The organism is Mesorhizobium sp. M0058 (assembly GCF_040323095.1).
Lineage (GTDB): Bacteria > Pseudomonadota > Alphaproteobacteria > Rhizobiales > Rhizobiaceae > Mesorhizobium.
Map to the genome: position 1 here is coordinate 311160 of NZ_JAMYUQ010000008.1, position 23672 is coordinate 334831.

23 protein-coding genes and 1 pseudogene are annotated in these 23672 nt (G+C 63.4%); 11 read left to right on the forward strand and 13 right to left on the reverse strand.

The annotated features are described in order from the left end of the window. The first annotated feature begins 101 nt into the window (after positions 1-101). A complete protein-coding gene (locus NKJ75_RS16390) occupies positions 102-1136 on the forward strand; it encodes an L-idonate 5-dehydrogenase (protein ID WP_352499951.1) in 1035 nt (344 codons plus the stop codon). Between the two features lie 342 nt (positions 1137-1478). Then, positions 1479-2102: a DUF1062 domain-containing protein gene (locus NKJ75_RS16395; protein ID WP_352499952.1), complete on the forward strand. Its 624-nt coding sequence runs from the start codon at positions 1479-1481 to the stop codon at positions 2100-2102. Between the two features lie 55 nt (positions 2103-2157). On the opposite strand, the gene typA is transcribed toward NKJ75_RS16395, so the two are convergent. Next, positions 2158-3987 (reverse strand): translational GTPase TypA, encoded by a 1830-nt coding sequence (typA, locus tag NKJ75_RS16400; RefSeq protein ID WP_023681424.1) that lies wholly within the window; start codon positions 3985-3987, stop codon positions 2158-2160. 197 nt (positions 3988-4184) lie between these two features. Here typA and NKJ75_RS16405 point away from each other — a divergent pair, with 197 nt between their 5' ends. Next, complete coding sequence (locus NKJ75_RS16405; protein ID WP_032891500.1) at positions 4185-4463, forward strand: hypothetical protein; 279 nt, start codon at positions 4185-4187, stop codon at positions 4461-4463. A gap of 47 nt (positions 4464-4510) precedes the next feature. On the opposite strand, the gene NKJ75_RS16410 is transcribed toward NKJ75_RS16405, so the two are convergent. Continuing rightward, positions 4511-6085 (reverse strand): alkaline phosphatase D family protein, encoded by a 1575-nt coding sequence (locus NKJ75_RS16410; RefSeq protein WP_352499953.1) that lies wholly within the window; start codon positions 6083-6085, stop codon positions 4511-4513. A gap of 263 nt (positions 6086-6348) precedes the next feature. After that, on the reverse strand, positions 6349-7632 hold the full coding sequence (locus tag NKJ75_RS16415; protein ID WP_031199478.1) for an MFS transporter: 1284 nt from the start codon (positions 7630-7632) through the stop codon (positions 6349-6351). A gap of 73 nt (positions 7633-7705) precedes the next feature. Here NKJ75_RS16415 and NKJ75_RS16420 point away from each other — a divergent pair, with 73 nt between their 5' ends. Further along, complete coding sequence (locus tag NKJ75_RS16420) at positions 7706-8323, forward strand: TetR/AcrR family transcriptional regulator (RefSeq protein ID WP_352499954.1); 618 nt, start codon at positions 7706-7708, stop codon at positions 8321-8323. A gap of 256 nt (positions 8324-8579) precedes the next feature. After that, complete coding sequence (locus NKJ75_RS16425; protein ID WP_023693212.1) at positions 8580-9176, forward strand: hypothetical protein; 597 nt, start codon at positions 8580-8582, stop codon at positions 9174-9176. A 227-nt stretch (positions 9177-9403) separates the two neighbouring features. On the opposite strand, the gene ppa is transcribed toward NKJ75_RS16425, so the two are convergent. The 7 genes and pseudogenes from ppa to NKJ75_RS16460 form a co-directional block, all read right to left on the reverse strand. After that, positions 9404-9937, reverse strand: a complete 534-nt coding sequence (gene ppa / locus NKJ75_RS16430; protein ID WP_023668623.1) for an inorganic diphosphatase — start codon at positions 9935-9937, stop codon at positions 9404-9406. A 123-nt stretch (positions 9938-10060) separates the two neighbouring features. Then, positions 10061-10567, reverse strand: coding sequence for a GNAT family N-acetyltransferase (locus NKJ75_RS16435; protein WP_023732945.1), 507 nt, complete (start codon positions 10565-10567; stop codon positions 10061-10063). Positions 10568-10735: 168 nt separating this feature from the next. Beyond that, positions 10736-11374 (reverse strand): TPM domain-containing protein, encoded by a 639-nt coding sequence (locus tag NKJ75_RS16440; protein WP_023668621.1) that lies wholly within the window; start codon positions 11372-11374, stop codon positions 10736-10738. Between the two features lie 6 nt (positions 11375-11380). Then, positions 11381-12271, reverse strand: coding sequence for a TPM domain-containing protein (locus NKJ75_RS16445; RefSeq protein WP_023806400.1), 891 nt, complete (start codon positions 12269-12271; stop codon positions 11381-11383). 35 nt (positions 12272-12306) lie between these two features. After that, positions 12307-12762: pseudogene (locus NKJ75_RS16450) on the reverse strand (TPM domain-containing protein); the annotation flags it as partial. A gap of 49 nt (positions 12763-12811) precedes the next feature. After that, complete coding sequence (locus NKJ75_RS16455) at positions 12812-13582, reverse strand: TPM domain-containing protein (RefSeq protein ID WP_198018627.1); 771 nt, start codon at positions 13580-13582, stop codon at positions 12812-12814. Between the two features lie 239 nt (positions 13583-13821). Next, positions 13822-14454, reverse strand: a complete 633-nt coding sequence (locus NKJ75_RS16460; RefSeq protein WP_023681434.1) for a LemA family protein — start codon at positions 14452-14454, stop codon at positions 13822-13824. A 150-nt stretch (positions 14455-14604) separates the two neighbouring features. Here NKJ75_RS16460 and NKJ75_RS16465 point away from each other — a divergent pair, with 150 nt between their 5' ends. The 6 genes from NKJ75_RS16465 to NKJ75_RS16490 all read left to right on the forward strand — a co-directional run bounded on the left by NKJ75_RS16465 (position 14605) and on the right by NKJ75_RS16490 (position 20052). Beyond that, positions 14605-14856 (forward strand): hypothetical protein, encoded by a 252-nt coding sequence (locus tag NKJ75_RS16465; RefSeq protein WP_023737933.1) that lies wholly within the window; start codon positions 14605-14607, stop codon positions 14854-14856. 133 nt (positions 14857-14989) lie between these two features. Further along, positions 14990-15874, forward strand: coding sequence for a pyridoxal kinase PdxY (pdxY, locus tag NKJ75_RS16470; RefSeq protein ID WP_352499955.1), 885 nt, complete (start codon positions 14990-14992; stop codon positions 15872-15874). Next, complete coding sequence (locus tag NKJ75_RS16475; RefSeq protein WP_352499956.1) at positions 15871-16635, forward strand: DUF429 domain-containing protein; 765 nt, start codon at positions 15871-15873, stop codon at positions 16633-16635. Before pdxY ends, NKJ75_RS16475 begins: the two co-directional genes overlap by 4 nt. 149 nt (positions 16636-16784) lie before the next feature. Then, positions 16785-17429 carry a carbonic anhydrase gene (locus NKJ75_RS16480; RefSeq protein WP_023668613.1) on the forward strand — a complete coding sequence of 215 codons (645 nt, stop codon included), beginning with the start codon at positions 16785-16787 and terminating at the stop codon, positions 17427-17429. A 66-nt stretch (positions 17430-17495) separates the two neighbouring features. Continuing rightward, entirely contained in the window at positions 17496-17909 is a 414-nt protein-coding gene (locus tag NKJ75_RS16485; RefSeq protein ID WP_023688839.1) for a hypothetical protein, read from the forward strand. A gap of 88 nt (positions 17910-17997) precedes the next feature. Beyond that, a complete protein-coding gene (locus tag NKJ75_RS16490) occupies positions 17998-20052 on the forward strand; it encodes a M3 family metallopeptidase (protein ID WP_352499957.1) in 2055 nt (684 codons plus the stop codon). Between the two features lie 160 nt (positions 20053-20212). Here the strand turns inward: NKJ75_RS16490 and NKJ75_RS16495 are convergent, their stop codons facing one another. From NKJ75_RS16495 to NKJ75_RS16505, 3 genes are read right to left on the reverse strand one after another with little or no spacing between them, the layout of a single operon-like run. Next, positions 20213-21688 carry a M81 family metallopeptidase gene (locus tag NKJ75_RS16495; protein WP_352499958.1) on the reverse strand — a complete coding sequence of 492 codons (1476 nt, stop codon included), beginning with the start codon at positions 21686-21688 and terminating at the stop codon, positions 20213-20215. Between the two features lie 25 nt (positions 21689-21713). Next, positions 21714-22538, reverse strand: coding sequence for a carbohydrate ABC transporter permease (locus tag NKJ75_RS16500; protein WP_023668609.1), 825 nt, complete (start codon positions 22536-22538; stop codon positions 21714-21716). After that, positions 22535-23404: a carbohydrate ABC transporter permease gene (locus tag NKJ75_RS16505; RefSeq protein WP_023745368.1), complete on the reverse strand. Its 870-nt coding sequence runs from the start codon at positions 23402-23404 to the stop codon at positions 22535-22537. Before NKJ75_RS16505 ends, NKJ75_RS16500 begins: the two co-directional genes overlap by 4 nt. Positions 23405-23672 lie beyond the last annotated feature (268 nt).

A 23672-nucleotide genomic window follows, 5' to 3' on the forward strand; every position in this document is an offset into this window, starting at 1 on the left:
CGGCGTCAATTTGGCACCCCTCTGCCTGATGGGCCAACGAACGCGACACATTTCGGAGATCGGACTTGCCCGTGCCAGCGGTTTGAGAAAGGATCGCGGCCGTGAAATCAATCGTCATCCACGCCGCAAAAGACCCGCGCATCGAAGAGACCGATTCGGGCGCGCCTGGCGCCGGACAGGTCGAAATATCGGTCGAGGCCGGCGGCATCTGCGGCTCGGACCTGCACTACTACAACCATGGCGGCTTCGGCGTGGTGCGCCTGCGCGAGCCGATGATCCTCGGACATGAGGTCGCCGGCACGGTGAAGGCGCTTGGCGCCGGCGTCTCCAGCCTCGTGGTCGGCGACCGCGTCGCGATTTCGCCCAGCCGGCCCTGCAATGCGTGCCGCTACTGCCTGCAGGGCGTGCAGAACCAATGCCTCGACATGCGATTCTACGGCAGCGCCATGCCGATGCCGCACATACAGGGGGCCTTCCGCCAGCGCCTCGTCGCCGAGGCTTGGCAGTGCCACAAGATCGCCGATTATGTCTCCATCAACGAAGCCGCCTTTGCCGAGCCGTTCGCGGTAACGCTGCATGCCGTCAACCGCGCCGGCTCGCTGCTCGGCAAGCGGGTCTTGGTCACCGGCTGCGGGCCGATCGGTGCGCTCAGCATCCTTGCCGCACGTGTCCACGGCGCGCGTGAGATCGTCGTCACCGATGTCATGGACGCGGTTCTGGCCAAGGCCAACGAGATCGGCGCCGACCGCACCATCAATGTCGCCACAGATGCCGACAAGCTCGCTGGCTACAATGTCGAGAAGGGCAGTTTCGACGTCATGTTCGAATGCTCCGGCAATGAGCGCGCGGTGCGAGCCGGGCTCGATGTGCTGAAGCCGCGCGGGGTGCTCGTGCAGCTCGGCCTAGGCGGCGACATGTCGCTGCCTCAGAATCTCATCGTCGCCAAGGAGATCGAAATGCGCGGCTCCTTCCGTTTCCACGACGAGTTCGCGCTGGCCGTCGATCTGATCAACAACCGTCGCGTCGACGTTAAGCCGCTGCTGACCGGCATCTATCCGATGGACGAGGCGGTTGCGGCTTTCGAGATCGCCGGCGACCGCAACAAATCGATGAAGGTACAGATCGCCTTCGCCTGAGCAGGGCGAGACACCCTATGAACCTTGCCCGCTCGGCATCTTGCCGCTAGAAGAACCGTCCCGACATTCATTTCGAGCTTCATTTTGCCTCAGTAACCGCCGGTCTCGCCAACTCCCCTGATCACGCTTGGCAGGGCGCCGCATTAAGCGGTGCCTGCTCCATTTCACGTGTTCCTCAGGCGGCGGTTCGAGACCGGTTTGGCACTGCTGAACCGTTGTCTCGCGCGCTTTGCCGCCCGTGACAGCTGATTTCCGACATAGCTAGCTCTCGCCACGCCGTGCCCGCATGGGCATCTCGCCATTGCCGACCTGAAGAACTTCCACACTGGAAGGTCTTCCGGCTTGTCCCAACATCTCGCTATCCACTGGGCAATCACGCCCGAAATCGCGCCTCGACCTCTGATCCACTGCAACCGCTGCGGCGCCGTGAAAGCCTATCGCTGCAGCGACAAATTCCGCGTCAACGCCAATGGCAAGCGAATCGACGTGTGGCTGATCTATCGCTGCATCGACTGCGACAATTCGTGGAATTGCGGCATTTTCGAACGCTGCAACCGCCGCGACATCGAACCCGCGCTGCTGGCAGCGCTCGAAAGCAACGATCCGGCCCTCGCCCGCCGCCATGCCTTCGATGTCGTGGCGTTGCGAAACCGGGTCGGCCGCGTCGAGGAATTTTCGGATGTCGCGGTTCAAAAGCGAAGCCTCGGCGAGAGGGGCGCAACGACGCTTGAAATCAGGCTTGGGCTGGAAATGCCGACATCGCTGCGGCTCGACCGTCTGCTCGCCGGCGAACTCGGCATCTCCCGATCAAGGCTTCAGGCGCTGGAGGAGAAACGATTGCTGGTTGTTGTTCCCGAAGGCGCCAGAGCTTTGCGCAAGCCGGCCCGCGACGGCACGGCGATTCGCATTGACCTGGCCGACGAGCCGGATCGTGAAGCCATCATTTCGGCTGCCGTGGGTGAATGACAAGAGGGGCGAAGCACCGGTGCTTCGCCCCTCTCGAATTTAGACAATCAGACGATTACGCCGCGCCCACAACCTTGGCCGACTTCTCGAAGCGCTTGCGCTCGTTCGGGTCGAGATAGAGCTTGCGCAGGCGGATGGTCTTCGGCGTCACCTCGACCAGCTCGTCGTCCTGGATCCAGGCCAGCGCGCGCTCCAGCGTCATGCGGATCGGCGGCGTCAGCTTCACCGCCTCGTCCTTGCCGGCGGCGCGGATGTTGGTCAGCTTCTTGCCCTTCAGCACGTTCACTTCGAGGTCGTTGTCACGGCTATGGATGCCGATGATCATGCCCTGATAGACCTTGACGCCCGGGTCGATGACCATCGGGCCGCGGTCTTCGAGGTTCCACATGGCATAGGCCACTGCCTCGCCCTGTTCGTTGGAGATCAGCACGCCGTTGGTGCGGCCCGGCAGTTCGCCCTTGTAGGGCTGGTAGGCGTGGAACAGCCGGTTCATCACGGCGGTGCCGCGCGTGTCGGTCAACAGTTCCGACTGGTAGCCGATCAGTCCGCGCGTCGGCGCGTGGAAGACGATGCGCTGACGGTTGCCGCCCGAAGGCCGCAGCTCGACCATCTCGGCCTTGCGCTCCGACATCTTCTGCACGACGATGCCGGCGTGCTCCTCGTCGACGTCGATGACGACTTCCTCGACCGGCTCCAGCAATTCACCGTTCTCGCCCTTCTGCATGACGACGCGCGGACGCGACACGGCGATTTCAAAGCCTTCGCGGCGCATCGTCTCGATCAGCACGGCCAGCTGCAATTCGCCGCGGCCGGAAACGAAGAACGAATCCTTGTCGGGCGATTCCTCGATCTTGAGCGCGACATTGCCTTCGGCTTCTCGCAGCAGGCGGTCGCGGATGACGCGGCTGGTCACCTTGTCGCCTTCAGTGCCGGCGAGCGGCGAATCATTGACCAGGAAAGACATGGTCACGGTCGGCGGATCGATCGGTTGCGCATGCAACGCCTCGGTCACCGCCAGGTCGCAGAACGTGTCGGCGACAGTGCCCTTCGACAGGCCGGCAATTGCCACGATGTCACCCGCCTGCGCCTCTTCGATCGGCTGGCGCTCGAGGCCACGGAACGCGAGGATCTTGGAGATGCGCCCGGTTTCGATCTGCGTGCCGTCATGGTGGAGCACCTTGACCGCCTGGTTGGACTTCAGCGTGCCGCTCTCGATACGGCCGGTAATGATGCGGCCGAGGAACGGATTGGCTTCCAGGATGGTGCCGATCATGCGGAACGGGCCGGGATGAACGGTCGGCTCCGGCACATGCTTGATGACGAGGTCGAACAGCGGCGCCAGGCCCTGGTCCTTCGGGCCTTCCGGATTTTCCGAGACCCAGCCATCGCGGCCAGAACCGTAGAGGATCGGGAAGTCGAGCTGCTCGTCGGTGGCGTCAAGCGCTGCAAACAGGTCGAACACCTCGTTGACCACTTCGACGTGGCGGGCGTCCGGACGGTCGATCTTGTTGATGACGACGATCGGCTTCAGGCCGACCTTGAGCGCCTTGCCGACGACGAACTTGGTCTGCGGCATGGGGCCTTCGGCGGCGTCGACCAGCACGATCGCCGAATCCACCATCGACAGGATGCGCTCGACCTCACCGCCGAAATCGGCGTGGCCGGGTGTGTCGACGATGTTAATGCGGGTGTCCTTCCAGTCGACCGAGGTCGCCTTGGCCAGGATGGTGATGCCGCGTTCCTTTTCGAGGTCGTTGGAATCCATGGCGCGCTCGGCGACGCGCTGATTGTCGCGGAAGGAACCGGATTGCCGCAGCAATTGGTCGACGAGGGTGGTTTTTCCATGGTCGACGTGCGCGATGATCGCGATATTACGAATTTTCATTTTGTGGTCTCGGGAGCGTTGCAGGCAGCAGGCCAAAAGGCGCCGCCTCTTTCGGTTGCGCGGCTCATACAGGGTTTTTCGCAATTGCGAAAGAGGAGGCGCACCACCAAATACTCATCAAATCTTAAGCATCTCGGTGTGAGATGGTTTTGTTAACCAAGGCGGGAACCTTTCTGGGCCCGGGTAGTTCGAAATTCATGACCGACAAACTCAACCGATTTTGGCCCCTCATCGCTTCGGTCGCATTCGCTGCCGTGCTGGCGGCCAATGCCGCTCAATCGGCCGCCACGGTGAAGGAAGCCAATCCGGCTTCGTCGTCCGACCGGACGGCCGAGCAGATGTTTGCCGACGCCCCTGATGGCGTCGACCCCGTGGTCACCGGCCCGGTCAGCGCCTCTTTCAAGCAGAGGCAGCAGGTTGCAGGCTGCGACAGCGCGGTGTGGCCGAAGATTCCGACGGTTTGCTACTCGGACTGACGGCTGCCCATTCGAGGCATAGCGATCCTTCGCACCGACCCAAAGGCTTACGCCGACCGCACCGGATCGAGCGTCACCTTGTAAAGCTCGATGTCGTCGCGATCCATCAGCCGCACGGTCAGCTGCTCTGTCGCCCCTGAAATGCCCACCAGGCCAAAGAACTGCAGGCCGGCCGAGGGTGGCAGGTTCTGGCCCTGTTCGGTGGTCGGCGCCTTGATGAATTTCAGCTCCGGGCCGAAGGTCATGTCGAAATCATTGGGACCGAAGGTACCGGCGTGGATCGGGCCCGAGACGAATTCCCAGAAAGGATTGAAATCCTGGAACCGCGCCTTGTCGGGGTTGTAATAGTGCGCCGCCGTGTAGTGGACATCGGCGGTCAACCAGACCGTGTTGGTGATGCCGGCAGTCTTGATGTAGCGCAACAGGTCGGCGATCTCGAGCTCGCGGCCTTTGGGCAGGCCATTGTCGCCATTGCTGATGGCTTCCGCGCCGACCTTCTTGGCGCCGTCGTCCCAGACGACGAGGCCGAGCGGCATGTCGGCGGCAATGATCTTCCAGGTCGCCCTGGAATTCGTCAGCTCGCGCTTCAGCCATTTCGTCTGCTGTTCGCCCAGCATGCGTGACTGCGGCGTCATGTCCTCCTGCATGTCGGGGCCGTTCGGGCCGCGATAGGAGCGCATGTCGAGGAAGAACACGTCGAGCAGCGGCCCATGCGCGATCTTGCGGTAGACGCGGCCGGGCTCGGACGGCTCGTAGCGGATCGTCGTCATCTCATGGAAGGCGCGCGCCGCACGCGCCGCGAGCACATGGACGGATTTTTCGGTGTAGCGGCTGTCGGCGCCGAGATTCTTCGAATCCGACCAGTTGTTCAGCACCTCGTGATCGTCCCACTGGTAGAAGGTCGGGCAGATGGCGCTCAAGGCCAGAACGTTTTTGTCCATCATGTTGTATTTCCACTGGTCGCGGTACTCATCCAGCGTCTCGGCCACCTTGCGCTTGCCGTCGATCAGGACGACGTTTTTCCACTTGCCGCCGCCAGGCAGGTCTACCTCGTCCTTCATGGCGCCATCGGCATAGATGGTGTCGCCGGAATGCAGGAAGAAATCCGGCGTGTGCCTGGCGATGGTGGCGTAGGTTTTCATGCCGGTCTCATCGATTCCCCAGCCCTGGCCGGCCGTGTCGCCCGACCAGGCGAATTTTATGTCGCGCTTCGAGGCGGGTGCTGTGCGGAAACGGCCGACGATCGGTTCGGAAACGGCGTTGATATCCGACAGGTCGGCGGCAGTCATCCGGTAGAAGATATCCTGGTCGGAGGCGAGGTCGGTGAGCAGGCGCTTGACCGTGAAGTCGCTGGCCGGCGAGGTATCGAGCGGCGCCAGCCGCGTCGCATTGGCGAAGTTTTCCGTCGACGACACTTCGAACATGACGCGCGAAGGCCGGTCGGTGCGCGTCCACACCATGCCGCTCGAGGCATCGACATCGCCGGACTGGACGCCATGGGTGAAGGCCGGGCGCTGGCTGGCGCGCGAATAATAGGGCAAAGCGAGCCCCGATGCGCCGAGCAGACCGGCGGCGCTGGCAGAGGTGACGAAAGCGCGGCGGGTCAACGAGATCTTGTTCATGGCTGTCTCCTGATGGCTTCGAACGGTGCCAGCAAGCTCCAGCTTCAATGTTTCAGCCACATCTCGGGAAGATGAAACTTTGATAACAATCGACAGGTGATCTCCGCCCTTGAGGGGGGAGATGTCGCCGAAGGCGACAGAAGGGGGTCGCCTCGCTTGGAGCGCCGACCTCCTATGCGCAAGAGGCTGAGTCCGGTCGCACGGACCCCCTCTGGCCGCTTCGCGGCCATCTCCCCCCTGAGGGGGGAGATTAGTACCGCGCCTTACGCCGCTTGCGGCTCCGGATCGAAAGCCGGCCTGCTCGTATTGATCAGCAGCGACAGACACGCAGCCACGATCGCCGTCAAGCCGGCGATCAGGAAGGCCAGTTCGTAATTGCCCTGCAATTCGCGCATGGTGCCGCCGAAGGCAGCGGCGGTGGCGGCCCCCACCTGGTGGCCGGCGACGATCCAGCCGAACACGATCGGGCCGCTGCGGTCGCCGAAGGCCTCGTTGGCGAGCCTGAGCGTCGGCGGCACGGTGGCGATCCAGTCCAGACCGTAGAGCACGGCGAAGATGATCAGGCTGGTCGCCGAGAAGCCGGAATAGGGCAGATAGATCAGCGCCAGGCCGCGAATGCCGTAGTAGACGCCGAGCAGCTTGCGCGGGTCGAAACGGTCGGTGAGCCAACCCGACAAAGTCGTGCCGATCAGGTCGAAAATGCCCATCAGCGACAACAGGCCCGCGGCCTGCACCTCGGGGATGCCCATGTCGCCGCAGAAGGAGATCAGATGCGTGCCGACCAGCCCGTTGGTGGTGAAACCGCAGATGAAGAACGTGGCGAACAGATACCAGAAGACGCGGGTGCCGGCAGCGCGGCGCAGCGTGTTGAGCGTATGCGCCAGGAAATTGCCTTGCGATGCCGGCGACACCGGCGGCACGTCATCCGCCCCGGCGCCATAGCGCACCATGCCGATCGAAGCGGGACGCTCCGGAACCAACAGCCAGACCAGCGGCAGAAGACAGGCAGTGGCGATCGAGACGGCGGTAGCGACGGGCTGCCAGCCGCCCGACTGGGCGAGCGATGCCAGCAGCGGCAGGAACACCAAGAGGCCGGTGGCGCTGGAGGCCGACATCAGCCCCATCACCAAGCCGCGATTGGTCTTGAACCAGCGGTTGACGATGGTGGCGCCGAGCACGGTGGCGACCGCGCCGGAGCCGATACCTGAAAACACGCCCCAGGTGAGGAACAGATGCCATGGCTCGGTCATCAGCAGGCTGAGCGCGGTCGAGCCCGACATGATCACAAGCGAGGCAAGCAGCGTGCGGCGCAAGCCGATACGCTCCATCAATGCGGCGGCAAACGGCCCGGTCAGGCCGTAAAGGAAGATGCCGATCGCGGCGGCAATCGAAACCGTATCGCGCCCCCAGCCGAAGCTTTTATCCAACGGCAGCATCATCACCGAGGGTGCGGAACGAAGCCCGGCCGCGATCAACAAGCAGAGGAAGATGACGCCAACCACGACGAAAGCGTAGCGCTGGCCAAAGGGACGGGATTGAGCTATCATGTTACTGACCGGTACGTTGCAGGGTGAGGACATGTATACGTACCGATCGGTAACACGTCAATCGAGTCATACCATGCCAACGGACAAAAATATTGAACTGACCATCAAGGACGGTCATGCAGCCGCACCGCCCAAGGCTGCCAAGAAAATCCTCGACGTGGCCTACGACCTGTTCTACCGCCGCGGCATTCGGGCGATCGGCGTCGACGAGATCGTCAAGCGCGCCGGCGTCACCAAGCCCAGCCTCTACCGCAGCTTTCCCTCCAAGGACGAGCTTGCCGCTTCCTATCTCAGGCAATATGACCGTGAGTACTGGGAGCGTTTCGACGAAGCCGTGGCTGCCCATCCCGGCGACCCGCGGGCACAGCTCAGGGCTTTCCTGACTCGCGTCGGCAAGCGCACGCAAAAGCCGGACTATCGCGGCTGCGGCATGACCAACGCGGCGGTGGAATATCCCGAACATGGCCATCCGGCGCGCGTCGTCAGCGAGGCCAACAAGCAGGAGTTGCGCCACCGCCTGCGCGCGATGGCCGCAGCGATGGGCGCTAAAGACCCTGACACGCTCGGCGACGGCCTGCTGCTGTTGATCGAAGGCGCCTATATCAGCGGCCAGCTCTTCGGCCTCGGCGGCCCGGCGCAATCGGTGGCCCGCAACGCCGACCTGCTGATCGAAGCGAGCTTGAAGAAATAGCATTTTCTAACGTTGGCGCCGACCCTCACCTGCCGGCATCCTTTCCCGGAAATGGGGCGAGGAACGCTCTCATCACGATTTCGCCAATTGCCAGCGTTGCAAGGTTGTCGCCAGCGGCGCAGCCGGCCACTTTCTCCCGTTCAGGGGGAGAATTGCCCGGCAGGGCGATGTGGGTGGCGCCAACGTTGAGATTGGCACGCTAGGCCGGCCGCAGATTTGGCGATAGGCTGGGGCGAACTTCACGGGAGACGTCCGCATGCGAACCCTGCTGCTTGTTCCATTCGCCCTCGCCGCCCTATCCCAAACCGCCCATGCCGACGGAATATCCAGCGTCTACACCGACCTCGACTCGCAAAAGGATTGCGTCACCTATGCGCAGGCCGAGGAAGGTGACGGCGACTGGGCCGAACTCGCCTGCTCCGGCTATCGCGGCTATCCCGTGCTGATCGCCTACGACGATGCGCGTGAATCGCTATTCTACGGGTTTCCGCCCGGCGGCGAGATGACCTCGGTCTGGGAGAGCTTTTCCGGCTTCAACTCGTCCGGCGCCAAGGTCGAATGGCGCATCGAGACCAAGGGCGACGTTGCCGTTCCCTTCGCGGTGATCCACCGCCGCTCGATCAGCAATCCCGAGGATGAGAACAAGCCGACCGAAGTGCTGCTCGTCGCCAAGGTCGCCCAGATGGAAGCCCGCGACGGCTGCACCATCGGCCTCGTGCTCGCCACCGGCAACCCTCAGGCCAACGACCAGGCGCGCAAGCTGGCGGACGAAAAGGCGAAGAGTTTCGCCTGTGGCAAGGACAAGCACACCGTCATCGGCAACGTGCCGGCGTTTGGTCGGGTGGATAACTAGCCACGTGGGTGCAAGGCACCCCCCTCTGCCCTGCCGGGCATCTCCCCCTCAAGGGGGGAGATTGGCAGCTTCGCTGGCGGCGCTTTTCTTTCGGCGCTGAAAATTGACGAAAGCCGTTGCGACATCCGATCTCCCCCCTTGAGGGGGAGATGGCCGGCAGGCCAGAGGGGGGTGCCTCGCGCTGGCGTTTGCCGCTTACTTGAACGAGACGCAGGCCTCTCTCGGCGCTACTTCGCCGCCTTCGCCCGTGCGATCGCGTCGACGATCATCTTCTTGGCGTATTTGGAATCGTGCCAGCCTTCGATCTTGACCCATTTGCCGGGCTCGAGATCCTTGTAGTGCTCGAAGAAGTGCTGGACCTGGTCGCGGGTGATCTCGGGCAGCTGCGTGTATTCGGTGACGTTTTCGTAGCGCAGCGTCAGCTTCGGCGAGGGCACGGCAATGACCTTCTCGTCCTGGCCGGCATTGTCTTCCATCACCAGCACGCCGATCGGCCGCACATTGATGACGCAGCCCGGCACCAGCGCGCGCGTGTTGCAGACCAGCACGTCGATCGGGTCGCCGTCGCCCGACAGCGTGTGCGGCACGAAACCGTAATTGCCGGGGTAGCGCATCGACGTATGCAGGAAACGGTCGACGAACAGCGTGCCGGCCTCCTTGTCCATCTCGTACTTGATCGGCTCGCCGCCGATCGGCACCTCGATGATGACGTTGATGTCCTCGGGCGGGTTCTTTCCGATGGCAATGGCTTCGATTCGCATGGCTTAAATCCCTCTCTCGATGTCCAAGATCGATAGCGGGCGGCGCGGCATGGTGCAATGCGGCGATTGGTGCGAAGCGCTAACGGAAGCGCACGGTTTATGATGATTTGTAACCGAGGCCGGTCATTCCCAGACGAAGGCGACCTTCTTGAGCGCCCTCTGCTCGAAAACCTCGACGCCTTCGGCGACGTCACGGCCACCCGCGCCGGCATAGAAGGAAAGTGCGTTCTGGTTGTCTTCCAGCGCCCACACCACCATTCCCTTCAGCCCGTGGTCGGCAAGCCGCGCCCGCGCCGCCTTGAACAGCCGGCTGCCGAGCCCGATGCCTTGATATTCCGGACGCAGGTAAAGTTCGTAGATTTCGCCCTGTTGCTTCAGCTCGCGGGCGCGGTTCTTGCCGATCGTGGCATAGCCGGCGATGGTGCCGCCGATCTCGACCACCAGAACGGTGGCGGCGCGGCGGATGGCATTGGCCCACCAGTCGGCGCCGCGGCGGTTGATCATCGAGGTCAGCGAGCGATGCGGGATGATGCCGGAATAGGCGCCCTCCCAGGCCAGCTGGTGCACGTCGGCAATGGCGCCGGCGTCGCGCGGTTCGGCTTTCCTGATGTCGATGCTCAGCGTATTCATGATTTGTTAACCATAAACCCGCATCGGCCATTTGCAAGACTCGAGGTCAGCCCGCCGACCGCTTTCTCACAGCCGATCGCGACACTGCTGACAATGGGCAAAGCCTGCCTGGAAAACGCGCCCAGCCGGCGCGGTCAGGCGTCCGTCCGGGTAGCGCGTGCAGGCTCTTCAGATCTCGACGAGATGATCGTCCAGCTCATTGGCGTCGCCCGACGTCACCGGGAAATGCTCGGCCAGCACCGCGCCGACCTGCCCGATCGCCTTGACGAAGCCGTCGGCGAGCCGGTCGTCACCGGCATGCTGCAGGAGATCGCGCACCACGCCGTCCCAGACATGCTGGCCGACCTTGCTGTCGATGCCCGAATCGGCGACCACTTCGGCATAACGCTCGGCGATCGACACGAAGACCAACACGCCGGTGCGCGCCGTGGTGCGGTGGACATTGCGGGCGAGGAACTGCCTGAGCGCATTGTGATGTGCCGCCTGATAACGCTGCCGGCGCGGCACCAGATGGATGCGCAAGCCCGGCAGCGCCCACAAAAGCACCAACACCGAGGCCAGTGCCAGCAGTTGGACAATGACGAAATGCGGCAGCCGGATCGACAGCCACCAGGCTTCCAGCCCATAAGCGACGGCGAGGCTGGCAATCAGCATGCCTGATGTCGCCATGAAGGCGGCGGGAAAGAAATAGCCGTCGCTGGCATGCGCAACGACGCAGTAGATCTCGCCGTCGGTTTTGGCCTCGGCCGCGCGGATCGCGGTGGCGATGCGCTCATGGTCCTGTGGGCTGATCGGTCGTGTTGCCATCTTCTCTCACCAGCTCCCTGAAGACCCGCCACCGCCAGACGAACCGCCGCCGCCTGAAAACCCGCCGCCGCTGCTTGAGCCCGAAGACCAGCTGCTGCCCGAACTTCCCGATGACCATCCGCTGCCCGACGACGAACTTGTTGTCCAGCTGCTGGAGCCCGAGGACGATCCGCTCGGCCCCTGGCCGTAGCGAAAGGTCATGCCCAGCCATTTATACACGCCCGGCGACAGCTTGGTGCCGAAGATCGGCGGCAGGAAGGCCATCGCCAGGCCGCCGAAGAACATCGCCGCCCACAGGATCAGGAAGACCGCGACGACGGGATCGATGGGCGTGCTGCGGTCGGCCGGGTTGCGCTTGCCGCGCGCCTCCAGCTCTTCCGGGTTGCCTTCCAGCACCATGACCATGTCGTCGACGGCCTTGGAAATGCCGCCGGAGAAATCACCGGCGCGGAACGCCGGCACCATGTCGTTTTCGATGACCAGTTTGGTGTGCAAATCGGTCAGCGTGCCTTCCAGCCCGTAGCCGACCTCGATGCGCATCTTGTGGTCGTTCTTGGCCACCAGCAGAAGCACGCCGTTGTTTTCGCCGGCCTGGCCGAGTTTCCAAAAGCGGAACAGCCGGTTGGCGTAGGGTTCGATCTCCTCGCCGTCGAGGCTGTTGATCGTGGCGACGACGATCTGGTCGGAGCCTTTGGTCTCGAAATCCGCGAGCTTCTGCGTCAGTGCCGCCTTGGTCGCGGCGTCGATAATACCGGCATTGTCGACCACCCGCCCGGTGAGTGCCGGCAGGTCTGCCGCCAAGGCTACAAACAGCATGGTGAGCATCGTCAACAGGGCGATGCCGATCGTCGCGGCTGCGCGGCCAGGTCTTGGCGGATTGAAGACGCGTACTGTCATGCCGTCACCAGTTCCCCTCAACCACCATGACTGTCCTCAATCACCATGATCATGTCGTCGACCGCTTTGGAAATACCGCCGGAGAAATCCCCGGCGCGGAAGGCCGGCACCATGCCTTCAATGATCCGTGTGGCGTGCTGGTTGGTGAGCGTGGCTTCCAGCCCGTAGCCGACCTCGATGCGCATCTTGCGGTCGTTCACGGCCACCAGCAGAAGCACGCCATTGTTCTTGGCCTTCTGGCCGAGCTTCCAAGCGTTGAACAGCCGGGTGGCGTAAGGCTCGATCTCCTCGCCGTCGAGGCTGGGAACCGTCGCGACGACGATCTGGTCGGAGCCTTTGGTCTCGAAATCGGCCAGCTTCTGCGTCAGCGCCGCCTCGGTCGCAGCGTCGATGATGCCTGCATTGTCGACGACACGACCGGTGAGGGCGGGCAGTTCCGCCGCCAGCGCCGCGAAGCTGACGAGCAAGACCAGCAAGGCAGCGCCGGTCATCGTGGCGAAGCGGCCATGCCAGGGATTGGCGATGCGTGTTGTCATCTCGTCACCAGCTTCCCGAGGAGCCGCCGCCGCCGGACGAACCGCCGCCGCCGGAAAAGCCGCCACCACCGCTTGAACCCGACGACCAGCCGCCCCCGCCCGAAGACCAGCCGCCGCTGGATGACCGCTTGTGCGGCTCGAATGTCATGCCGAGCCAGCGATAGCGGCCGGGACCGAGTTTTTGGCCGAAGATCGGCGGCAGGATGGAGGCGGCCATGCTGCCGAAGAAGATGATTGCCCAGATGCTGATGAAGACGCCGAAGAACAGATTGTCGGTATTGATGGGCGGCTTCTGGTTGCGCTCGCCGCGCGCCTCCAATTCCTCCGGATTGCCTTCCAGCACCATCACCATGTCGTCGACGGCCTTGGAAATGCCCCCGGAGAAATCGCCGGCGCGGAACGCCGGCACCATGTCGTTTTCGATGATCAGCTTGGTGTGCAAATCGGTCAGCGTGCCTTCCAGCCCATAGCCGACCTCGATGCGCATCTTGCGGTCGTTCGGCGCCACCAGCAGCAGCACGCCGTTGTTTTCCTTGGCCTGGCCGAGCTTCCAGAAGCGGAACAGCCGGTTGGCGTAAGGCTCAATCTCCTCGCCGTCGAGGCTGGGGATGGTTGCGACGACGATCTGGTCGGAGCCTCTGGTCTCGAAGTCGGCGAGTTTCTGGGTGAGCGCGGCTTTGGTGCCTGCATCGATGATCCCGGCATTGTCGACGACGCGGCCGGTCAGCGCGGGGAGGTCGGCGGCGAAGGCGGTGAGGGGCAGGAAGACGGCCAGAAAGGCGAGAAGAACACCAAGGTTGGCGTTCCTTCGCGTCCCCCTCTGTCCTGCCGGACATCTCCCCCTCGAGGGGGGAGATTGGCAATCTCGCTGCCGACGCTCAGCCGGCAACGCTGATATTTGGCGCAAGGACAGAAGACAGCTGATCTCCCCCCTTGAGGGGGAGATGTCCGGCAGGACAGAGGGGGGTGTGAAGGAACGCAAGGCTGGCAAAGGCCAAGCTCACCCAGACGTCATCACCCGCCCTGCTTCGTGCCGAAATCGACCTTCGGCGGCTGCATCTTGTCTTCTTCGACGGTGAAGTTGGCGAAGGGCTCGTTGCTGCGGAACCAGAAGGTTGCCCATAGCACCGACGGAAAGGTCCTCAGCGTCAGATTGTAATCCTTGACCGCCAGGATGTAGTCGCGCCGCGCCACGGCGATACGGTTCTCGGTGCCTTCGAGTTGCGCCTGCAGCGCCAGGAAATTCTGGTTGGCCTTGAGGTCGGGATAGGCCTCCGACACCGCGATCAGCCGCGACAGCGCGCTGGTCAGCCCTGATTGCGCATCCTGGAACTTCTTGAGCGCTTCGGGGTCCTTCAGCGTTTCCGGCGTCACCGTGATCTGCGTCGCCTTGGCGCGCGCTTCGACCACCGCATCGAGCGTGTCCTTTTCATGCGAGGCATAGCCCTTCACCGTCTCGACCAAATTGGGAATGAGGTCGGACCGACGCTGATACTGGTTCAGCACCTCGCTCCATGCCGCCTTGGCGTTTTCCTCCGCCGTCGGGATGGTGTTGAAGCCGCAGCCGGCGAGCAGAGGCAGCACGACGGCCATCATCAGCACGGCCGGCAGACTGCGGAAAGGGAAGGCAAGGCGCTGGGCAAACATGGTGAGGTCCCTCGACAGAAGTTGCATGTGAAGCATTAGCACAATCCGCGCTCAAGAAAATGTCTGCCGCTGGCGCGCATTCATGCGCCGGCGAGGCCCTGTGATTGATCGCGCGAACACGGTATGGTTGCCGGCAAACAGGACAGGACCATGGCGGAAGGCCGCGACGGTGACAGCGAATCGCGCCGCATTATCGAGCGCGTGGCGAACGAGGGCGGCCTTGGCAGCGCATCGCTGGTGTCACGGGCAGCGAAAGGCGCGCGCGATCATGTTACCGCAGCGGAGGCCGACCGATCCGATCCGATCGAGGTCTGGGGCACCCGCATCGGTCGCGCACTTGGGCTCATCGTCGCCCTCGGCCTTTTGATCTGGCTCGTGTACTACGTCTCCCGGGGCAGCTAGAGCATGATCCTGAAAAGTGGGAACCGGTTTTCTCGGACAAGCGGGAACCGTTTTGTCCGGAGATCATGCTCCAACCAAAGAGATAGATCAGGATGACGATTCAACGAAAAATTATCCGTATCTAGGATTTTCCATGAACAGCGAAAAAGCCGACGCGCCGCGCGCGGTCATCGTCATTTCCAGCCATGTCGCCCGCGGCTCGGTCGGTAACCGCGCCGCCGTGTTTGCGCTGGAGACGCTGGGCTTTCCGGTGTGGGCGGTACCGACGGTCATCCTGCCCTGGCATCCGGGCCATGGCCGCGCCACGCGCATCGTGCCGCCGCTCGACCAGTTCAAGGCGCTGATGGCCGATCTCGAGCGCGCGCCCTGGCTGGGCGAGGTGGGCGCGGTGCTGTCGGGCTATCTCGGCGAGGCCGGCCAGGCCGAGGCCGTCGCCTCGCTGGTTGCGGCAGTCAAGGCCAAGACGCCGGAAGCGATCTATATATGCGATCCGGTGATGGGCGATTCCGGCGGGCTCTATGTGCCCGAGCCGACGGCCGCCGCGATGCGCGACCGGCTGATGCCGATCGCCGACATCGCCACCCCCAACCGCTATGAGCTGGAGTGGATGGCCGGCGCGCCTTTGCCCGATCTGAAATCGGTGATCTCGGCCGCCCTCCATGCCGGACCGTCAACAATGCTGGTGACGTCGGCACAGTCGATGATGACCGGCGGCACCGGCAATCTGCTGCTTGACGGCACCCAGGCGCTGCTGGCCGAACACCGCCTCATCGACAAGCCGCCGAATGGCCTCGGCGACCTGACTGCGGCCGTCTACCTCGCCCGCATCCTGTCGGGGCAGCCGCCGATCAAGGCGCTGCAATCGACCACCGCCGCCGTCTACGAAATCCTGGCGCGAACCGCCAAGCGTGGCGGCGACGAGTTGCAGCTTGAAACCGATGCCCAGAGCCTGTCGCATCCGATGGCGATGGTGCAGCTGCGCCACCTCACGCATCCGGGGCGGGACCGCCGGGCGTGACCTCGACCGTGGTCGTCGGCGTAGACGGCTGCAAGGCCGGCTGGATCGCCGTCCGCCGCGATCTGGATGCCGCGCCGTCAGTCCGCGTCTTTCCCAGCTTTGCGGCCCTGCTCGACGCCTTGCCCGCCGATGCGACAGTGGCCGTCGACATGCCGATCGGCCTGCCGGACGTCTCGCAAAGAGGCGGGCGCGGGCCGGAGACCTTGGTACGGCCAATGCTCGGAGCACGGCAATCCAGCGTCTTCTCTATCCCGTCCCGCGCGGCCCTCTACGCCGACATCAGCGACTTCACCACGGTCGAGGCCTGGTACGAGGCGCATCGGCGCGCCAGCGAGGTGGCCAGGGCGACCTCCGATCCGCCACGCGGCGTCTCGATCCAGGCCTTCGGCATCTTTGCCAAGATCCGCGAGATCGACGCGCTGCTGATTATGCGTCCGGAACTGCGCCGCCGCGTCTTCGAATCGCACCCCGAAGTGGCCTTCTGCCGGCTGAACGGCGAAAAACCGATGACGCTGCCGAAGAAGATCAAGGGCGCAGTCAATCCTGCCGGGATGGAAGAGCGCAAGGCACTGCTCTGCCGGCACGGCTATACCAGAGCTTTCCTTGACCAGCTGCCGCCACGCGGTGCTGCCGCAGACGATTTCCTCGACGCCGCAGCGATGATGCTGATTGCCGGACGCATTGCCGGCGGCGAGGCAAAGCCGTTTCCCGACCCGCCGCTTGCCGACCGTTTGGGCATTCCCCTGGCGATCTGGGCGTGAGGCAAGCGGCGAGCCATGCGTGCGGCATGGCGATTTGCGACGAAGCCATCCGCAATTCGGCATTGCCCGCGACGGGCATTTGCCGTTAGAGCCTTTCTAACTTGAAATGAGCTGCCGTCGCTAACCCCGAAAGGCTTCATCCCTAGCCCATGCCCCATCTCCCCGAACATCTTTGGACCGGCTACCGCAACTTCATGAATGGCCGCTATCTCACCGAGAGCGGACGCTATCGCGAGCTCGCCCGCGAAGGGCAGGCGCCCGAAACCATGATCGTTGCGTGCTGCGATTCCCGCTCTGCCCCCGAGGCGATCTTCGACGCCGGTCCGGGCGAACTGTTCGTCCTGCGCAATGTCGGCAATCTGGTGCCGCCCTATGCGCCGGACGGCGAGTTCCACTCGACCTCGGCCGCGCTCGAATTCGCCGTGCAGAGCCTGAAAGTGAAAAACATCGTAGTGATGGGCCATGGCCGCTGCGGCGGCATCCGCGCCGCGCTCGACACCAATTCGGCGCCGCTGTCGCCCGGCGACTTCATCGGCAAATGGATGAGCCTGATCGCGCCGGCGGCCGAAACCGTTTCGTCCAGCACGTTCATGACGACAACCGAACGGCAGACGGCGCTGGAGCGGATTTCCATCCGCTATTCGATCGCCAATCTCAGGACCTTCCCTTGCGTCTCCATCCTCGAAGGCAAGGGGCGGCTGTCGCTGCATGGCGCCTGGTTCGACATCTCGACAGGCGAGCTCTGGGTGATGAACAAGGACACCGGCGACTTCGAGCGGCCGGATTTGACGTAGACCCATGATCCCGAAAAGTGGAACCGGTTTTCGGATAAGGGCATGGTCAAATAAGAGGAGGCAAGAATGCGGGTTTGGCCTGCGATCGCTTTCGCCGTAGCGGCGCTGCTGATTTCGCTCGTCCCTGCCCGCTCCGATGACGGTGCCATTATCGACCGCTGGTATTCGGCGCTGCTGGTCGCCGATCGCACCGAATTGTCGGACCTGCTCGCCGACGATGTCCGCATCAAGCTCGACGATCTCGGCGTCGTGCAGTCGAAGCAGGAGTTCATCGCGTCGATCGACGAATGGAAGGGCGCGGTCGCCGGCGCCGCAATCCGGCATCGCGTCGAAAAGAGCGAGGCCGGCGTCACCACTGTCATCGCCTGCTATGATTTCCCCAACAATGACATGCTGATGCAGGAAACGTTCGCCGTCACCGGCAACCGCATCACCGCCAGTTCGCAAGCGGCGATCGCGGAAAATTGCGACGGCTTCTGACGCGGGCTTGAACGGCCGCGCTGTTGCGCCGCGCCAGTCATCGCCCTACATCGGTCAGCAAGCTCCGCCAATCATCGAAAGATCCCCCATGCCGTCCACGAAAACCGTCGATCTCGCCGCCCATCCGCTGACCAAATGGCAAGGGCCGCTCGGCCTGCCGGATTTTGCCAGCATCGGCGACGACGATTTCTCCTCGGTGTTCGACGTGGCGCTGAAGGCACATGAGGCCGAAATCGATGCGATCGCCGGCAACAAGGATGCGCCGACCATCGAGAATACGCTGGCAGCCCTCGAGCTCGCCGGTGAGCCGCTAGACCATGTCTCGTCGATCTTCTGGTGCCGGGCCGGCGCCCACACCAACGATGCGATCCAGGCGCTGGAGCGTGAGATCTCGCCGAAGATGTCGCGGCATTTCTCGGCGATCTCGATGAACGAGAAACTGTTTGCCCGCATCGACGACCTCTACCAGCGCCGGGAGACGCTAAAACTCGACGCCGAGACGCTGCGGGTGCTGGAGAAGACCTGGAAAGGCTTTGTGCGATCGGGCGCAAAACTCGACGCCGACGGCAAGAAGCGGCTGGCCAACATCAGCGAGGAGCTGTCCTCGCTCGGCACCACTTTCGGCCAGAACGTGCTGGCCGACGAGCGCGACTGGGCGCTGTTCCTCGACGAGGCTGATCTTGCCGGCCTTCCGGACTTCGTGAAGAGTTCGATGGCCGAAGCCGCCGAGACGCGCGGCCAGAAGGGCCGCTACGCCGTCACTTTGTCGCGCTCAATCTATGAGCCGTTCACGACCTTTTCTGAACGCCGCGATCTGCGCGAGACCGCTTTCCGCGCCTTCACCATGCGCGGCCAGAATGGCGGCGCCAGCGACAACACCGCAGTGGTGCGCGACATGCTGAAATTGCGCGCCGAAAAGGCCAGGCTGCTCGGCTATGCCTCGTTCGCCGCGCTGAAGCTCGACGACACCATGGCCAAGACGCCGAAGGCGGTGCACGACCTCCTCGACCCGGTCTGGGAGAAAGCGCTGGAGAAGGCCGCCGCCGACCAGAAGGAGCTGGAGCGGCTGGCGACCAAGGCAGGCAGCAACGAAAAATTCGCCGCCTGGGACTGGCGCTTCTACCAGGAGAAATTGCGCGCCGAAAAATTCGACTTCGACGAGGCGGAACTGAAACCCTATCTGCAACTCGACCGGGTCATCGACGCCTGCTTCGACGTCGCCACAAAACTGTTCGGCATCACTTTCGAGGAGAAGAAGGGCATCGCCGCCTGGCATCCCGACGCGCGCGTCTTCGTGGTGAAGAACGCCGATGGCAGCGAGCGCGGCCTGTTCCTCGCCGACTATTTCGCCCGATCCTCGAAGCGTTCTGGCGCCTGGATGAGCGCGCTGAAGTCTGGCTACAAGCTTGGGGATGGCTCAAAGCCGGTGATCTACAACATCATGAACTTCGCCAAGCCGCCGGCGGGGGAAGCGGCGCTGCTGTCGGTCGATGAGGCCAAGACCCTGTTCCACGAATTCGGCCATGCTTTGCACGGCATGCTGACCGACGTCACCTGGCCGTCGGTGGCGGGCACCTCGGTTTCCCGCGATTTCGTCGAACTGCCTTCGCAGCTCTACGAGCACTGGCTGACGGTGCCCGCAGTGCTGGAAAAGCATGCGCTGCATGTTAAGACCGGCAAGCCGATGCCGAAGTCGCTGCTCGACAAGATGCTGGCCGCCCGCACGTTCGGCGCAGGTTTCGCCACGGTCGAGTTCACAGCGTCGGCGCTGATCGACATGGCGTATCACGCGCGGCCGGATGCGCCGGCGGAACCGCTGCGTTTCGAAGCCGAAACGCTGGAAAAGCTTGATATGCCCGACACCATCGCCATGCGTCATCGCACCCCGCATTTCGGCCATATCTTCTCCGGCGACGGTTATTCAGCCGGCTACTATTCCTACATGTGGTCGGAAGTGCTCGACGCCGACGCCTTCGCCGCCTTCGAGGAGACCGGCGATCCCTTCAACCCGGCGCTGGCGGAACGGCTTCGGAAGAATATCTATGCCGCCGGCGGGTCGAAGGATCCGGAGGAACTGTACACGGCGTTCCGCGGCAAGATGCCTTCGCCGGAAGCGATGATGGTGAAGCGGGGATTGCTATAGCGCCGGCTTATCTCCCCCCTCGAGGGGGAGATGGCCGCAAAGCGGCCAGAGGGGGTCGGTCCGACTGGGCTCGACCTCCTGCGGCAGATGAAGGTCGGCGCTTCACGCGAGGCGACCCCCTCTGTCGCCTTTGGCGACATCTCCCCCTCAAGTGGGGAGATCAATAGCGCCAAGGATCCGCCACCCTTGGCCAGACCGGCCGCGTCAGCTTCTTGTAATCCGTCACCGCCGGATTGCTCGGATACGAGCTCGGCGCCGAAACATAAATAATCTCCGCCGCGATCGGTGCGAAGCCGGCGTAGAAATGATTGGTCGACTTGATCAGCAATATGTCCTTGCGCATCGGATCGACGCCGATGTTGGAGAAAATATCCGGCTCGAAGGTCTGCGTGCGGTTGGTGTTGAGGATGATGTCGACCTCCGTGCCCTCGATGCGCACCAGCGCCGTTGGTCCGAGCGTCACCCGGCTCGGCCCGAAGCTCTGCCAGCCCTCGGGGACGGCTTTCAACACCTTGACGCGCGCATCGATCGGTTCGCCGGCCAGCGGCCCGGCCTTGCCGCCGAAGCGCAGGTCGATGACGGCGCCTTCGCCTGCCGCCTGGCAAAAGGTGACAGCGATCGGGTCCCAGATCGTCGCCACGCCAAAATTGTCAACGCCCTGTTCCAGCATGGCGCGCAGCACAACGGTGCCGTCGCCGGCGACGCCACCGCCGGGATTGTCCCAGATGTCGGCAATCACAACCGGCTTGCCGGGGCTTCCCTTGCGCACGGCCAGTGCCCGCGCGATGCCGTCCTCGGTGTTCAGCATCGTCATCGCCGTCCTTTCGCGGATGGCGTAAAGCTCGCGCCCTAGCCTCTCCGCCAGCGCATCGCCCTTGGCCTTGTCATTGTCGGTCACGACCAGGATGCGCGTGCCCATTTCGGGCACATCCGCCGCCATGAAGCCATGGATGACCGAGACCGACAGCACGCCGTCCTTGCCGTGCAGCGCCTTGATGCGGTCGACGAAGGAGCGCATCGGCTCGCGGCTGGTCGGCAGCACCTGGATCATGCGGCAGTCGAACGTCGAGATCACCGGCTTGATCTCGTCGCGCGCCGCCGCCAATCCAAGCTCGACGACATGTTCGCCGCGCTCATAGAAGTCGGTGTGCGGGAATTCGAGGAAATAGGCCATGACATTGCATGCCGCGACGCGCTTTGGGGTCAGATGACTGTGCGGGTCGAGCTCGACCGCGATCACCACGTCGGGCCCGACGATTGCGCGAACCCGTTCCAGCAGATCGCCTTCGCAATCGTCATAGCCTTGCGCCACCATGGCGCCGTGCAGGCCGAGGATGACGGCGTCGACCGGCAAGGCTGCCTTCAACTGGCCGAGAATCTCGTCGCGCAACGACTCATAGGTCTGCCGCTGCACCAGCCCGCCCGGCTCCGCCCAGGTGGCGGTGCCTTCGATGACGGTCAGCCCTTCGGCAGCCGCACGCCGGCGCAGCGCGACCATCGGCGAGGAGCACAAGGTCGGCGTGTCTGGATGCTTGCCCGGCCCGGCATAGAACGCCATCTCGAACGACGCCCGGTCGGTCGGCACCGGCGAGAAGGTGTTGGTTTCGGTCGCCAGCGAGGCGGTGAAGATGCGCATGAAAGCTCCGTTGTGAATGGCGCCGTTATTTGACCGCCCCGAGCGCCAGCCCGCGGACGAGATAGCGCTGCAGCCAGATGAACAGGATTGCCACCGGCAGCGTCGCCAGCAGCGTCGCCGCCATTACATGGTGCCATTCGATCGTGTAGCGGCCGGCGACCAGCGAGAACACCTGGATAGGCAGCGTGTAACTTTCCTGGCTGCGCAGCATTGTGAGCGCGACGACGAACTCATTCCATGCGTTGATGAAGGTGAAGATGGCGGTCACCGCTATTGCCGGCAGGCAAAGCGGCAGAAACACTTTTCGCAAGGTCAGCCATCGGCCGGCGCCTTCCATCCACGCTGCTTCCTCGAGATCGCGCGGGATGGTGTCGAAATAGCTTTGCAGCATCCACACGGTGAAGGCGACGTTGAAAGCCATGTAGATGACGCCGAGCGCGGTCGTGGATTCGATCAGACCCCAGGCCGCCATCAGCCGGAACAGGCCGAGCACCAGCACGATCGGCGAGATCATCTGCGAGATCAGCAGGAACTGGCGGAAGGCGCCATAGCCGGCAAAGCGAAACCGCGACATGGCATAGGCGGCCGGCACCGAGATCAGGATGGCGCCGACGGTGGCGATAACAGAGACATAGAGCGAATTGGCCAGCGCCTGGCCAAAGCCGGTCGCCACCCACATGTCGGCAAAATTCGACCAGTGGAATTCGCTTGGCCACCAGGTCGGCGACAGCACCTCCTGCCGCGGCTTGACCGCGGTCAAAAACATTACCGCGAAGGGGAAGATGGTCACCACGAGCAGCGGCGAAAGCAGCAGCCAGGCGATGATCGTACGCTTCAGCTTGGGCGTCATGTGCGCTGCTCCCGCATGGCAAGCCGCACATAGATCATGGTGAAGATCAAAAGGATGGCGAACATCAGCAGCGACACCGCCGATGCTTCGCCCAGCTTGCCGATGCGGAAGGCCAGCTTGTAGAGATGGGTGACCAATATGTCGGTCGAGTTGGCCGGCCCGCCCTGCGTCATCACCCAGATGATCGGGAAGGAATTGAAGACGTAGATGGTGTTGAGGACGATGGCGATGTTGATGAACGGCTTCAGCAGCGGAAAGGTGATCTCGCGGAACTGCTGCAGCGGCGTCGCCCCCTCCAGGGCCGCCGCCTCGTAGAGGTCGTCGGGGATCGACGACAGGCCGCCGAGGAAGATGGTCGTGGTGAACGGTACCGTCACCAATATGCCGATCAGCACCTGCATCGGGAATGCCGTCTCGGCGCGCGCCAGCCACTGGATGTTCTCATGGATCAGGCCAAGCCCGATCAGCGCCGAGTTCAGCATCCCGCTTTCGCCGTTGAGCGCCCAGCGCCAGACCACTGCCGTCATCGTCAGCGACACCGCCCAAGGCAGCATGATGATGACGCGGGCAATGCCGCGGCCGTAGAAATCGGTGTTGAGGATCATCGCCACGGGGACGGACAACAGCAGCGCGCCGCCGACCACCAGCACGGTCCACAGGCCGGTGCGCCAGAGTGCCGCCAGGAAATCGGGATCGGCGAGGAAGGCGGAATAATTGGCGAAATCGTTGAAGTCCCGCAGCTGCCCAAAACGGCTGACATCATGCGTCGATATCTGGATCAGGTCCCAGACCGGCCAGAAGATGACGACTGCGGCCAGAAACAGGCTGGGCAAGGTCAATAAATAGGGCAGGTAACGATTTTGCATCGGCCGGATTCGTACCGTGTTGGACATAAGTGGCGCTGGCGCGCCAGCTCGGATCAATCTCGCATATCGGTCTAAGGCAGCGCTTCAGGGTTTGAATCTCCTGCGGACGTTTGCGCTGCCCCTCACCTGCTGCCCATCCTCCGCAACGGTTGCGGAAGGGAGCCCTTCCTCTCCCCCGTTGATCGGGGGAGAGGTGTCGGGGGCAGCGCAGCGGCGGGCAGTTATAAAAAAAAAACACCCCCCCAGCCAGGGAGAAAGTTCGGGTGGG

Coding starts and splice junctions, on each gene's coding strand:
- ppa (WP_023668623.1), bottom strand. CDS start 9,937: ATGCGAATCGAAGCCATTGCCATCGGAAAGAACCCGCCCGAGGACATC.
- NKJ75_RS16480 (WP_023668613.1), top strand. CDS start 16,785: ATGCCCCATCTCCCCGAACATCTTTGGACCGGCTACCGCAACTTCATG.
- NKJ75_RS16405 (WP_032891500.1), top strand. CDS start 4,185: ATGACCGACAAACTCAACCGATTTTGGCCCCTCATCGCTTCGGTCGCA.
- pdxY (WP_352499955.1), top strand. CDS start 14,990: ATGAACAGCGAAAAAGCCGACGCGCCGCGCGCGGTCATCGTCATTTCC.
- NKJ75_RS16490 (WP_352499957.1), top strand. CDS start 17,998: ATGCCGTCCACGAAAACCGTCGATCTCGCCGCCCATCCGCTGACCAAA.
- NKJ75_RS16410 (WP_352499953.1), bottom strand. CDS start 6,085: ATGAACAAGATCTCGTTGACCCGCCGCGCTTTCGTCACCTCTGCCAGC.
- NKJ75_RS16420 (WP_352499954.1), top strand. CDS start 7,706: ATGCCAACGGACAAAAATATTGAACTGACCATCAAGGACGGTCATGCA.
- NKJ75_RS16435 (WP_023732945.1), bottom strand. CDS start 10,567: ATGAATACGCTGAGCATCGACATCAGGAAAGCCGAACCGCGCGACGCC.
- NKJ75_RS16495 (WP_352499958.1), bottom strand. CDS start 21,688: ATGCGCATCTTCACCGCCTCGCTGGCGACCGAAACCAACACCTTCTCG.
- NKJ75_RS16460 (WP_023681434.1), bottom strand. CDS start 14,454: ATGTTTGCCCAGCGCCTTGCCTTCCCTTTCCGCAGTCTGCCGGCCGTG.
- NKJ75_RS16425 (WP_023693212.1), top strand. CDS start 8,580: ATGCGAACCCTGCTGCTTGTTCCATTCGCCCTCGCCGCCCTATCCCAA.
- NKJ75_RS16415 (WP_031199478.1), bottom strand. CDS start 7,632: ATGATAGCTCAATCCCGTCCCTTTGGCCAGCGCTACGCTTTCGTCGTG.
- NKJ75_RS16505 (WP_023745368.1), bottom strand. CDS start 23,404: ATGCAAAATCGTTACCTGCCCTATTTATTGACCTTGCCCAGCCTGTTT.
- NKJ75_RS16485 (WP_023688839.1), top strand. CDS start 17,496: ATGCGGGTTTGGCCTGCGATCGCTTTCGCCGTAGCGGCGCTGCTGATT.
- typA (WP_023681424.1), bottom strand. CDS start 3,987: ATGAAAATTCGTAATATCGCGATCATCGCGCACGTCGACCATGGAAAA.
- NKJ75_RS16440 (WP_023668621.1), bottom strand. CDS start 11,374: ATGGCAACACGACCGATCAGCCCACAGGACCATGAGCGCATCGCCACC.
- NKJ75_RS16500 (WP_023668609.1), bottom strand. CDS start 22,538: ATGACGCCCAAGCTGAAGCGTACGATCATCGCCTGGCTGCTGCTTTCG.
- NKJ75_RS16445 (WP_023806400.1), bottom strand. CDS start 12,271: ATGACAGTACGCGTCTTCAATCCGCCAAGACCTGGCCGCGCAGCCGCG.
- NKJ75_RS16465 (WP_023737933.1), top strand. CDS start 14,605: ATGGCGGAAGGCCGCGACGGTGACAGCGAATCGCGCCGCATTATCGAG.